Here is a 12638-nt window from a genome sequence, read left to right on the forward strand (position 1 = left end):
TTATGAAGGAGGATTTTTACATGGAAGAATTAAAACAGTATATTCGGGTGATTCCTGATTTCCCGCAGCCAGGCATCAGCTTCAAGGATATTACGACATTGCTCAAGGACGGTCAAGCATACAAGAAGACAATTGAAGCGATGCATGAACTCGTAAAGGACAAACAAGTTGATCTCGTAGCAGGACCAGAAGCTCGCGGCTTCGTAGTAGGCGCTCCATTGGCGTTGTCTATCGGTGCTGGCTTCATTCCGATTCGTAAAAGCGGCAAGCTTCCGGGTGAGACAATTGAGGTTGGCTATGATCTGGAGTATGGCAAGGATAAGCTGGCTATGCACAAAGACGCGATTCAGCCTGGCCAAAAAGTGCTCATCGCTGATGATCTGCTTGCGACAGGCGGAACAATCAAATCGTCGATCGACCTTGTTCGTCAATTGGGCGGGGAAGTGGTTGGTGCAGTTTTCTTGATTGAGCTCAGTCATTTGAACGGCCGTGAAAAATTGGGCGAGGATATCGACATTATTTCTCTTGTGAAATATTAATATGCATAACTGACAAAAAAGTCATAAAAATCCCCTTGTTACCTTCTTCATCCGTTACAGGATGGAGATTTGGTGAGCAAGGGGATTTTTGCATTCATATTATTCGTTAGACAGATGCAGCTTGTCCAAAATGATGAAGAACACGTTCAGTACGATCGCGAGCACAGTTGCAAGCGCCATCCCTTTCAATTCTACAGCACCGAACTGTAGCTTGGCACCGCTGATACCGATGACAATGACGAGTGTTGTCAGCAGCAGGTTTTTCGGCTTGCTGAAGTCAACCTTCGAGTCCACCAGAACGCGGAGACCGGATGCGGCAATGACCCCGAACAAGAGCAGGGAAACGCCGCCCATAACGGGAACTGGAATGTTCGCAATTAGTGCGGATACATTGCCGAAAAACGACAGGATTACCGCAAATACAGCAGCGCCGCCGATAACCCAGACCGAATAGACGCGAGTCAGCGCCATAACGCCGATATTTTCACCGTATGTTGTATTTGGTGTAGAACCGAAGAATCCGGAAATGACCGTCGATATTCCGTTGCCAAGCAAGGAGCGGTGCAGACCAGGCTCCTTGGATAAGTCTTTGCCAACAATGTTGCTCGTTACCATCAAGTGACCGATATGCTCCACGACAACGACGAGCGCTGCTGGAACGATAGTAAGTATGGCAGTCATATTCCATTCTGGAGTTGTAATCGTAGGCAGTGAGATAAATGATGCTTCAACGACCTTATCCATATTCACGTAGCCCATAAAGTAAGCTGATACATAACCAGAAATAATGCCGATCAGTATCGGGATTATTTTGAAAAATCCACGGAACATGACATTGCCGATTACGGTTACACCCAATGTGATCAATGCGAGCGTTACCGCTTTTCCATCCAACGCGGCATCTGGGCCCGCAGGAATGAAGCCAGACATGTTGGCTGCAACCGGTACAAGTTCCAATCCGATAACCGCAACAATGGCGCCCATCGCTGCAGGGGGGAACAATACGTCAAGCCAGCGGGTGCCTGCCATTTTGACAATGAGGGACACCAGGATAAATATAATGCCCGATACGATAAAGCCGCCCAATGCTTGCGCATAGTTCTCCGCATGACCAGCGAGAACAACTAAGACCGGCGAAATGAAGGCGAAGCTGGATCCCAAATAAGCGGGAATCATACCGCGGCACAGTATGAGATAGAATAATGTGCCTAGCCCGTTCATCAGCAGCACAATCCCTGGATCGACTCCGAACAGGTTAGGTACGAGCACGGTTGAGCCGAACATGGCGAACAAATGTTGAATGCTTAGCAGCAGTCCTGGAGCGAAGCCAGGTTTTTCATGCACTTGAATTTCGCGTTGCAAGCGAATGCACTCCTTTTTCAGATATGTAGTTGTGATAGGGACGGGTTTTACAATCAATGTTCAAAAGTTTGTAATCAAAATGGACTTTTTGAACTACCGCTTACAGACCCAACTATATAATTTACAGGTTAAGGCCCCTTCATTTCAACAACATTTTACTCGTTTTGCATAAAAAAACGTCAAATGCCCATAAAATTCGAGAATAATCTACAAATTTCGACATATATAAGCAAGATCTATGAACGATGAAGATCGGAAACCATTGACGAGTGACACCGAATAAAGGCATAATTATAGGATACTCTGTAATCTAGGGGAGGTGCCCCCGGATGAAGAAAGGAACCGAGTCGACTCCAATGGGTATCGAGCAATTAATTGAGAAAGCTGCGACCTATATGAAAGAACCGGATCTCGATCGCATCCGCGAAGCATACGATTTTGCGGACAAAGCGCATACCGGACAAGTCCGGAAATCTGGTGAACCTTATATATTGCATCCGCTGGCTGTTGCAGACATTGTCGTAGGCATGCAGATGGATCCTACCTCTGTCGTTGCCGCCTTGCTGCATGATGTCGTCGAGGATACATCCGTATCCCTGGAGGAAGTGCGTGCTAAATTCGGGGAAACATGCGCGATGCTCGTTGACGGACTGACGAAGCTGGAACGCATTCAATTCCGCTCCAAAGAAGAGCAGCAAAATGAAAACTATCGCAAAATGTTCGTAGCTATGGCGAATGATATTCGAGTCATCGTGATTAAGCTTGCGGACAGACTCCATAATATGAGAACGCTCAAATATCAGTCGGAGGAAAGTCAGCGTCGGATTGCATACGAAACGCTGGAAATCTTTTGTCCGATTGCGCATCGTCTCGGTATTTCCGCGATCAAATGGGAGATGGAGGACATTGCGCTTCGATATTTGAATCCGCAGCAGTATTATCGCATTGCCAATTTAATGCATAAGAAGCGGGCAGAGCGAGAGCAATATATTTCGGATGTCATTTCCCGAATTAAGGAAAAGCTTGATGAGATGGGCATTACGGCTGACTTGTCTGGACGTCCAAAACATATTTATAGTGTGTACAAAAATGACGGCGAAGAGCAAGCAATTTAATGAAATCTATGACTTGCTTGCGATTCGAATTATCGTCGACAATATTAAAGACTGTTACGCGACCTTGGGGATTATCCACACATTGTGGAAGCCGATGCCGGGTCGCTTCAAAGATTATATTGCGATGCCGAAGACGAATATGTACCAATCCTTGCATACCACGGTCATTGGGCCTACGGGCGAGCCAACAGAAGTGCAGATTCGCACCTGGGATATGCACCGTACGGCTGAGTATGGTATCGCGGCTCACTGGGCTTACAAAGAAGGAAATGGTACGATTGGCGGCAGCTTTGAAGAGAAGATGCACTTCCTGCGTGAGATCTTGGATTTGCAGCAGGAAACCAAGGATGCTCAGGAATTTGTTGAGTCGCTTAAAATGGATTTCTTCTCAGATCTCGTATTCGTATTTACGCCTAAGGGGGAAGTCATTGAGCTTCCTGCCGGATCTGTACCGCTTGATTTTGCATTCCGTATCCATACAGAGGTCGGAAATCGGACAATCGGTGCGAAGGTGAATGGGCGGATTGTACCGCTAGATCATCAGCTAAAGACCGGAGATATTGTTGAAATCTTGACTTCGAAGCATTCCTATGGGCCTAGCCCAGACTGGATTAAGATTGCCCAGTCCTCACATGCGCGCTCCAAGATTAAGCAGTGGTTCAAGAAGGAGAAGCGGGAAGAAAATGTGCAGAAGGGCCGGGAAGCGATTGAGCGTGAGCTGAAGCGTCTTGGACTCGAGCCATTCGTATGGATGTGCGATGAGAAGTTGATGGAAGCAGCTAAGAAATTCAACTTCAACGATATTGAGGATATGATGTCTGCTGTCGGTTTCAGTGGGATAACTGCAGCGCAGGTCTGTACGCGTATGACAGAGAAGATGCGCAAAGAGGCCGAGGAAGCAAATCAGATTGAATTGACGCATGAAGTGAAGGAAGTGAAGAAGGAGCCGGTTCGCAAACATCGGCCGACTCACGGAATTACGGTCAAGGGCATCGATAATCTTCTTGTCCGCTTTGCAAGATGCTGCAATCCTGTGCCGGGTGATGACATTGTAGGTTATGTAACCCGGGGGAGAGGCGTATCCGTTCATCGTGCGGATTGCGTGAACGTCGTATCAACAACCGACGGCGAAGACGCTGCGCGCATGATTGATGTAGAGTGGGGAGAGTCTGCTGAGGCGAACTACAGTGTCGATATTGAAATAACAGGCATGGATCGTCGCGGCTTCCTGAATGAAGTGCTGCAGGCTGTGTCGGAAAGCAAGACAAATATTGCGGCGGTATCCGGTCGTTCTGACCGCAATAAGCTGGCAATGATTCATATGACAATTTTGATTCGGAATACGGATCATTTGCAATCTGTAGTGGAGAAGATTAAACGAGTAAAAGATGTATATACGGTGCAGCGAATTATGCAATAATTCGCTGCCTTTTTGTCATGTAGGGGAAGTTGACATTGCGCAGACAAACTGTGATGCATCTGCAAGATGAACAGGTAAGCCAAGCGATGAAATTGCTTCGATAGAAGTTATATGGTTAGAACAGTATTCGGTTGGCATTGTATGGCGGAATTACAAGGAGGAAGCGATATGAAGGTAGTGGTGCAGCGCTGTAAAGAGGCGCATGTAGATGTTGACGGAGTAACGGTTGGCCGAATTGAGCATGGATTAATGCTGCTAGTTGGTATTACTCATGAAGATACAGAGCGTGATATCGAATGGATGGCGGAAAAATTAGCAGGTCTTCGTATTTTTGAAGATGAAACGGGGAAAATGAACAGCTCTGTGCAGGACGTAGACGGCAAAATTTTGTCGGTGTCGCAGTTTACATTGTACGGGGATTGCCGGAAGGGCAGACGTCCTAACTTTATGGCAGCGGCTCGTCCTGAGCAGGCAGAACCCATGTATGATTCGTTCAATGAGCGCCTTCGCACGCTTGGCTTAGAGGTTGCGACAGGGAAGTTCGGCGCTATGATGGACGTGCATTTAATCAATGATGGGCCGGTTACGCTTGTCCTCGACAGTCGCTCTGAATAACAGCTTCCTGGCTGGCTATACTAGGACTGGTACTTATGTACTTATTTGACGTCCTAGGCAGAGGAGCGATTCGATGCGCCAGTCATTGCATCAGTTAGCAATACAGTATAGTTGTTTATCAGGAATGCAATCAATGCGTGAATCCGCTGCGGCATTGCAGCAGGAGGAAGAGCATCGGCAAGCGATGCGTCGGGATGGGGCAGGGGTGAAGCGATAGTGGCCCATGCCCAATTGCAATCTCAGCTTTACTTCTAAACTTCTGGATAATGCACTGTGCCCATTAGAGCGCGTATGTTTTCGGAGGAGATAGAAAAAATAAAGCGCTTTATTTTTGTAATCTGATTGTAATCTTTGTTTCATGTTTCTTTAACATTGGATACCTATAATAACAGACATGACCCCCTTTTAAAAATATATCTTATTGATAAACCTACAGTGATGTAGGTTTTTTCTTGACTTTAGCGTGCTACATCATTACAATGTTCTTTATATTCCGACTTTACATGTAAAATGAAAATGATGATTTGATGACAGGAACAAGTAATTCGAACCCACATGTGCAGAGAGAGGTTCCACGGCTGGAAGAACCTTACTGATGGACGGATGAATGACATCCTCGAGAACCTGCGGCGAACGGAAATGCATCGGACTTATCGAACCGAAGCTTTCGTGTTAGGACAATAGTGATGTCCAAATTAGTAGCCGTACGGCGTATGACGTACGTTACACGTGAATGAAGCGTGATCGGAGATTACATCTGTGTGCACATGTTTTTAGAGCACTGATGCTTACGATTGCGGAATGTGGGTGGCACCACGGGTGAATGGAACATACCATCTCTCGTCCCTTTGCAAATGAATCATTTGCGGGGCGGGAGATTTTTTATTTTACAGACAAAACAATTAGGAGGTTAGCGCTCATGGCATATCAAAAACCTACGGGTACGCAGGATTTGCTGCCAGGGACGGTTGAAATTTGGCAAACGGTCGAGCAAAAAGCTCGGGATATATGCCGCCGCTTTAACTTTAAAGAAATCCGGACTCCGATCTTCGAACAGACTGAGTTGTTTGAGCGCGGTGTTGGTGAAACAACGGATATCGTTGAAAAGGAAATGTATACGTTCCGTGATAAGGGTGACCGCAGCATGACGCTGCGCCCGGAAAATACAGCAGGCGTAGTTCGCTCGTATGTAGAGAACAAGCTGTATGGCGACCCTGACTTGACGAAGCTGTATTACATTGGTCCAATGTTCCGGTATGAACGCCCGCAAGCGGGACGTTATCGCCAGTTCCACCAATTCGGTGTGGAGGCCTTCGGGTCTGTTGATCCTAGCTTAGACGCCGAAATTGTTGCGCTTGGCTATCAGTTTATGAAAGATATTGGCTTAAGCGGTGTACGCGTCGAGATTAATTCTGTCGGCAACGAACCAAGCCGTGCGGCTTACCGCGAGCGCTTGCTCGACTTCCTGATGCCGATGAAGGAGACGCTGTGCAAGGATTGCCAGTCCCGGATGGAGCGTAATCCGCTGCGTGTGCTTGACTGTAAGGTCGATCAGGACAAGTTCACGAATGCACCATCCATTCTAGACAGCTTGGACGAAGAGTGCGCGACACACTTTGAGAAGGTGAAGCAGCATTTAACGGCGATGGGCGTTGATTATGAAGTGAACCACCGTCTTGTACGCGGGTTGGATTACTACACGCATACGGCATTCGAATATAAAGCGCAAGGTATTGGAGCAATTGACACCGTAGGCGGCGGAGGTCGCTACAACGGTCTTGTCTCTGAAATTGGCGGGCCTGAGCAGACAGGTATCGGCTTCGGTATCGGGATGGAGCGAATTGTGCTTCTGCTTGATAAGCAAGGCATTGCCTGCAATGAGCAGCCTCCGCTTGATATTTATCTTGTCGGCTTGGGTGAACAGGCCGAGGATGAGGTGACGAAGGTATTGTACGCATTGCGTACAGCCGGGATTGCCGCCGAGAAGGACTACCAAGGCCGTAAGATGAAGGCGCAAATGAAGTCTGCTGACCGGATGCAGGCTCGATATGCAGGGATTCTCGGCGACGACGAGCTGTCGCGCGGTGAAATCGCATTGAAGAACCTAGCTACTGGCGAGCAGCAGTTCGTGAAGCTGGAAGAATTGGCTGAAGCGATCGTACGAGCTTAACAAGGCTCGATTCCATTCGTTTAATGGACTGACTATATTGAAGTGAGGAGCGTGCATCCTATGATGTACAAAACGCATCAGTGCGGAAAGATTACAAGAGATCAAATTGGTGAAACGGTTACCCTGAATGGTTGGGTACAACGTCGCCGTGACTTGGGAGGCGTATTGTTCATCGATTTGCGCGATAGAAGTGGTCTTGTCCAAATCGTATTTAACCCAGATTTTTCTCAAGAAGCGCATGATATCGCAGATCGTGCTCGCAACGAATATGTGCTTGCTGTACGCGGTACGGTTGTTGAGCGTGATGCTGAAACAGTGAACCCTAACCTGCCAACTGGCGAAGTAGAAGTTCGTGTAACGGAAATTGAAATTTTGAATGCTGCGAAGAATCCACCGTTCTTCATTGAGGACGGTATCGAAATTGATGAATCCCTTCGCTTAAAATATCGTTATTTGGATCTTCGTCGTCCGGAAATGCAGAAGACGCTGATGCTTCGTTCCAAAGCGACGAAAGTATTCCGTGATTTCCTGGAAGAGAATGAATTCATCGATGTAGAAACACCAATCTTGACGATGATCACGCCAGAAGGTGCGCGTGACTACTTGGTACCGAGCCGTGTGCATCCAGGCGAATTCTACGCGCTGCCGCAATCTCCGCAAATCTTTAAGCAGTTGCTTATGGTATCCGGCGTTGAGCGATACTATCAAATTGCGCGCTGCTTCCGCGATGAGGACTTGCGTGCAGACCGTCAGCCAGAATTCACTCAGGTGGACATCGAAACGTCCTTCATGTCTACCGAGCAATTGCACGAGATGATGGAACAATTGATGGTTCGCTTGTTTAAAACAACGGTTGGTGTAGATATCCCTACGCCATTCCAACGCATTACGTATCAAGACGCAATGGAGAAGTACGGTTCCGATAAGCCGGATCTTCGCTTCGGTCTTGAGCTTGTGGATGTGTGCGATATCGTACAAAACAGCGGTGTGAAGGTCTTCGCGTCAGTGATCGAAAAGGGCGGCGTTGTAAAAGTCCTGAATGCCAAAGGCTGCGGAACATGGAGCCGCAAGGACATTGACGATTTGGCGCCGTTTGCAGCACGCTACGGGGCAAAAGGCTTGGCTTGGATTCAAGTGAAGGACGGCGAATTCCGCGGTCCAATCGTGAAGTTCATGAGTGAGGAAGAAATCGCATCCCTTCGTGAGCGTACAGGCGCAGAAGAAGGAGACTTGCTGCTCTTCTCGGCGGACAAGCGTAAAGTCGTATACGATGTGCTCGGCAACCTTCGTCTCTTGATCGGCCGCCGCTTGAATCTGATTGATGACAGTGTGTTCAAGTTCGCTTGGGTTGTTGATTTCCCATTGCTCGGCTATGACGAAGAAGCGAAGCGTTATGTGGCTGAACATCATCCGTTCACACGTCCGAAAGACGAAGACTTGGCATTGTTCGATACAGATCCAGGTCAAATTCGCGCTCAAGCTTATGACCTTGTCTTGAACGGCTATGAAATCGGCGGTGGTTCGATGCGTATTTACAACCGGGATGTACAGGAGAAGATGTTCGCGGCGCTTGGCTTCACACCAGAAGAAGCACAGCAAAAATTCGGATTCTTGATGAATGCCTTTGAATACGGTACGCCTCCGCATGGCGGTATTGCGTTTGGCTTGGATCGTCTCGTAATGCTGCTTGCAGGTCGTACGAACTTGCGTGAAACGATTGCATTCCCGAAAACGGCAAGTGCGACAGACTTGATGACAGATGCGCCTAACGTCGTTGATAGGTCTCAGTTGGACGTATTGCATATTAAGTCGACGTACAAGAAAAAGAAAAAGAAGAGAAGACACAAGAGAATAACGAAGAGCAATAAGCCGGACGGCTGAAAAGAAGCTGTTAGCACATAACGCCCCTCGCCCGAAATTCCTATCTAGCGGATGCTTGGGCAAGGGGCGTTACGCTATGTTCTTGGGCCTGTCTATGATACGATATAGAGTAGAAGATTAAGCATCTAGGATGCGAACTTGATGCATGATGGCTTTTTGTGCAGAAGAGTGTTGCCATTTGTGCAGAAGTGTGCCAATTGACGGGCAAATTTGCACATGACACGATGCATAAACCATGCATGGATAATGAGACGCAGGAGGAAAAGGACGTTATGCTGCATCAATTTTCACGTACGGAACTTGCGATTGGGCCGGAAGGCTTGGAGAAGCTTAAAAACAGCACAGTCGCCGTTCTAGGAATCGGCGGTGTTGGCTCAATGGCTGCAGAGGCATTGGCACGCACCGGTGTAGGTCGAATTATTCTCATTGATAAAGATACAGTCGATATTACGAACATTAATCGGCAAATTCACGCCTTGACGACTACTGTTGGTCAGAAGAAGGCGGAATTGATGCGTGATCGGATTAAGCTAATCAATCCAGATTGTGATGCGATTGCACTTAACATGTTCTATACGGAAGAAACATACGAAGAATTATTTAAGTATGATCTGGATTATGTTGTCGATGCATCGGATACGATTGTATATAAAATTCACTTGATCAAAGAATGCTTAAAGCGGAAAATACCTATTATTTCCAGTATGGGTGCGGCGAATAAGATGGATCCTTCGCGTTTCCAAGTGGCTGATATTTCGGAGACGTCTTACGACCCGATTGCTCGCGTTATTCGGCAAAAACTGCGTAAGGATGGCATTCGAAAAGGGGTCAAGGTTGTGTTCTCTACAGAGGAGCCAATCAAGCCGCGTGAGGATGTTACGGAGCGCATCGTACCGGATACTGCCCCTGATATTCGCAAGGCGAAGCAGCCACCTTCCAGTAACGCATTCGTGCCGCCAGTGGCTGGGCTTATTATGGTCAGTGTCGTGATCCGCGACATGCTGGCAGAGTTGTAATTTGGGTGACAGATATGGATTTATTCTCTTATGGGGAAGAACAGCAGCATCCGACGATGCGATTGCTGGCTGATCGAATTCGGCCAAAAACATTGGAAGAGTATATTGGCCAAGAACATATAGTAGGGCCGGGAAGACTGCTGCGAAGAGCGATTGAAGCGGATCGAGTCTCCTCGATATTGCTGTATGGGCCGCCAGGCTGCGGCAAGACGACGCTCGCTAATATCATCTCGGAGCAGACGAAGGGTGAATTCGTTCGCTTAAATGCAGTCGATGCATCAGTTAAGGATGTTCGAGCAGTTATTGAACAAGCTGATACGAATAAGAAGATGTACAATACCAAGACTATTCTGTTCTTGGATGAGGTTCATCGCTTTAATCGATCACAACAGGATGCATTGCTGCCTGCCGTTGAAAAGGGGACGATTATATTCATCGGCGCAACGACGGAAAATCCATTCCATCATGTAAATGGGGCGTTAATCAGCCGCTCGACCTTGTTCCAATTGAAGCCGCTCACGAAGGAGCACTCGCTAATTGCGATGAAGCGGGCTTTGGTTGATAAGGAGCGGGGACTTGGATTCATGCCGGTTCAGGCAGACTCGGATGCGCTTGAACACATTGCTTCCATGGCGAATGGCGACATACGCCGTGCATTGAACGCGCTGGAGATGGCGGCAATGACGACGACACCGAGGGAAGACGGGACAGTCCACATTACATTGGAAGTGGCGGAAGAATCTGTTCGAAGGCCGATTGTACAGGCAGATGAATCGGTACAGTATGATGTATTGTCTGCCTTCCACAAGAGCATTCGCGGATCAAGTGATGCGGCCCTGTTCTGGTTCCTGTATGCGGTCGAGAAGCTGGGCATGGATCCAATGACATTCATTCGCAGATTAACCGTTGCATGCAGCGAAGATATCGGACTAGCGAACCCGCAAGCAATGGTGCAGGCTGTTAGTGCGCTGGAGGCCTATCATCGAATAGGCTGGCCGGAGTCGAAGTACATCGTGGCGCAAGCTATTTTATTCGCGGTTGAAAGTCCAAAGTCCAACTCGATCCCGCTTGCCATTGCTCGCGTCATGCAGGCGTTTGAAGATATTAAGACGGCTGAAGTGCCATTGCATTTGCGCGATACGCATTACAAAGGCGCGGACAAGCTCGGACACAAGGGCTATCAGTATCCACACGACTTTCCAGGACACTATGTGGAGCAGCAATACCTGCCTGACGCCATAAAGAAGCGGGTATTCTTTATGGCGAACGAGCAGGGGACAGAAGCCAAAATGCGCATCAACCAAGAGCGGAGAAGGGGCTCGCATGGTCGAGGCGACGCTTAGTTTAGACAGACCTTTATATTGAATTTGAAATGAATACTTTGGTGGGGGGTATTTTCATGTTCAGTCACAGGCAAAGAGCTAACAAAGAACAAAGTCGCAATCGAATCCCGAAACTGGCACTCGTTATTAGTTTACTGGTATTGGCAATTGTAACTGGCTGTGGGAACTCCTCTGATAGCATGGAAGCGGAAGGTCATGCGGATACTTCGAAAGGACAGCATGATCGGTTGATGAAAAATGGTGATTTGCGTCAAATTACGGCGTCTGTTGATGAGCTTCCGCCATTCTTGAAGGATAAGCAGAAGGAAATGCAGCAAATTTATCAGCTTGCAGCTACGAACAGTGAACTGCTGCAATATATGCCTTGTTATTGCGGCTGTGGAGAAGTGGCTGGACATAAGAGCAACCTGAATTGCTTCGTTGTATCGAAGGAAGAAGGAAAGATTGAATGGGATGATCATGGCACTCGTTGTGGCGTATGCCTTGATATCGCCGTTGAAGCTTCCCTGATGCTCCGTGATGGCAAGTCGATGAAGGATATCCGTCAAACGATTGATACTAAATACAAAGAGGGTTATGCAGAGCCTACTCCTACACCGCTTCCTTCCGTGTAGAAGAAGAATTCATGCATGCCCAATTTCCAATTGGCATGGATTCCTAAGGAATCCATGTTTATTTTTCTTCGCTTTGTCATAACCTACTGGCAACAGTGCCATACATATGTAGGTATGTTCATCTCGTTCTCACGCATAGCAGCAAGATATGGATGAACAACACAAAGGAGAAGAAGAAGATGAATTATTTCCTGGGAAAAGATTTGGATGCAGAAGTGCTGGAAAGGGTATCGCAAACGTTCAAAGCGCTGGGCGATCCAACACGTATTCGAATTTTGTCGCTTCTTGCGCGTGAAGAATGTGCTGTGAACCAAGTGGCAGACGCGCTGCAGCTATCTCAGTCTGCAGTATCCCATCAGCTCAAGACACTGCGGGCATATCGTTTTGTCAGATATCGCCGGGAAGGACAGAACATTTTGTACACATGCGATGATGCCTATATTATCGAACTGTTAAATGAGGCGGTTCGATACGCGACCGAACAATAGTGAATGTATTAAACTTTATGTTCCGATTCATCTTCAACAAAATTGGTGATAGGACGATATAAAGAAAGAATATAC

Annotated in this window: 10 protein-coding genes and 1 pseudogene; 10 read left to right on the plus strand and 1 reads right to left on the minus strand. The window is 47.6% G+C overall.

Translation table 11 applies throughout. The features are described 5' to 3' along the window. The first annotated feature begins 20 nt into the window (after window positions 1-20). Window positions 21-539 carry an adenine phosphoribosyltransferase gene (locus PAV_RS14630; protein ID WP_005547456.1) on the plus strand — a complete coding sequence of 173 codons (519 nt, stop codon included), beginning with the start codon at window positions 21-23 and terminating at the stop codon, window positions 537-539. A gap of 99 nt (window positions 540-638) precedes the next feature. Here the strand turns inward: PAV_RS14630 and uraA are convergent, their stop codons facing one another. Beyond that, window positions 639-1901, minus strand: a complete 1263-nt coding sequence (uraA, locus tag PAV_RS14635) for a uracil permease (RefSeq protein WP_005547458.1) — start codon at window positions 1899-1901, stop codon at window positions 639-641. Between the two features lie 356 nt (window positions 1902-2257). On the opposite strand from uraA, the pseudogene PAV_RS14640 reads away from it, so the two are divergent. From PAV_RS14640 to PAV_RS14675, 9 genes and pseudogenes are all read left to right on the plus strand, one after another. Then, window positions 2258-4436 (plus strand): annotated as a pseudogene (locus PAV_RS14640) (RelA/SpoT family protein). A 168-nt stretch (window positions 4437-4604) separates the two neighbouring features. After that, the gene (gene dtd, locus PAV_RS14645) at window positions 4605-5051 is read left to right on the plus strand and encodes a D-aminoacyl-tRNA deacylase (RefSeq protein WP_005547461.1); all 447 of its coding nucleotides are present in this window, start codon (window positions 4605-4607) and stop codon (window positions 5049-5051) included. Between the two features lie 73 nt (window positions 5052-5124). Beyond that, on the plus strand, window positions 5125-5268 hold the full coding sequence (locus tag PAV_RS35290; protein ID WP_005547463.1) for a hypothetical protein: 144 nt from the start codon (window positions 5125-5127) through the stop codon (window positions 5266-5268). 702 nt (window positions 5269-5970) lie between these two features. Further along, window positions 5971-7221: a histidine--tRNA ligase gene (gene hisS / locus PAV_RS14650; protein ID WP_005547465.1), complete on the plus strand. Its 1251-nt coding sequence runs from the start codon at window positions 5971-5973 to the stop codon at window positions 7219-7221. Between the two features lie 60 nt (window positions 7222-7281). Continuing rightward, on the plus strand, window positions 7282-9102 hold the full coding sequence (gene aspS / locus PAV_RS14655; RefSeq protein ID WP_005547466.1) for an aspartate--tRNA ligase: 1821 nt from the start codon (window positions 7282-7284) through the stop codon (window positions 9100-9102). Between the two features lie 272 nt (window positions 9103-9374). After that, a complete protein-coding gene (locus PAV_RS14660; RefSeq protein ID WP_005547468.1) occupies window positions 9375-10118 on the plus strand; it encodes a tRNA threonylcarbamoyladenosine dehydratase in 744 nt (247 codons plus the stop codon). A 14-nt stretch (window positions 10119-10132) separates the two neighbouring features. Further along, window positions 10133-11461, plus strand: a complete 1329-nt coding sequence (locus PAV_RS14665) for a replication-associated recombination protein A (RefSeq protein ID WP_040735984.1) — start codon at window positions 10133-10135, stop codon at window positions 11459-11461. Between the two features lie 56 nt (window positions 11462-11517). Beyond that, on the plus strand, window positions 11518-12075 hold the full coding sequence (locus tag PAV_RS14670) for a PCYCGC motif-containing (lipo)protein (protein WP_005547473.1): 558 nt from the start codon (window positions 11518-11520) through the stop codon (window positions 12073-12075). Between the two features lie 179 nt (window positions 12076-12254). Further along, the gene (locus tag PAV_RS14675; protein ID WP_005547475.1) at window positions 12255-12563 is read left to right on the plus strand and encodes an ArsR/SmtB family transcription factor; all 309 of its coding nucleotides are present in this window, start codon (window positions 12255-12257) and stop codon (window positions 12561-12563) included. Window positions 12564-12638: the final 75 nt, after the last annotated feature.

Origin of the sequence: Paenibacillus alvei DSM 29 (assembly GCF_000293805.1) — a bacterium.
Lineage (GTDB): Bacteria > Bacillota > Bacilli > Paenibacillales > Paenibacillaceae > Paenibacillus_B > Paenibacillus_B alvei.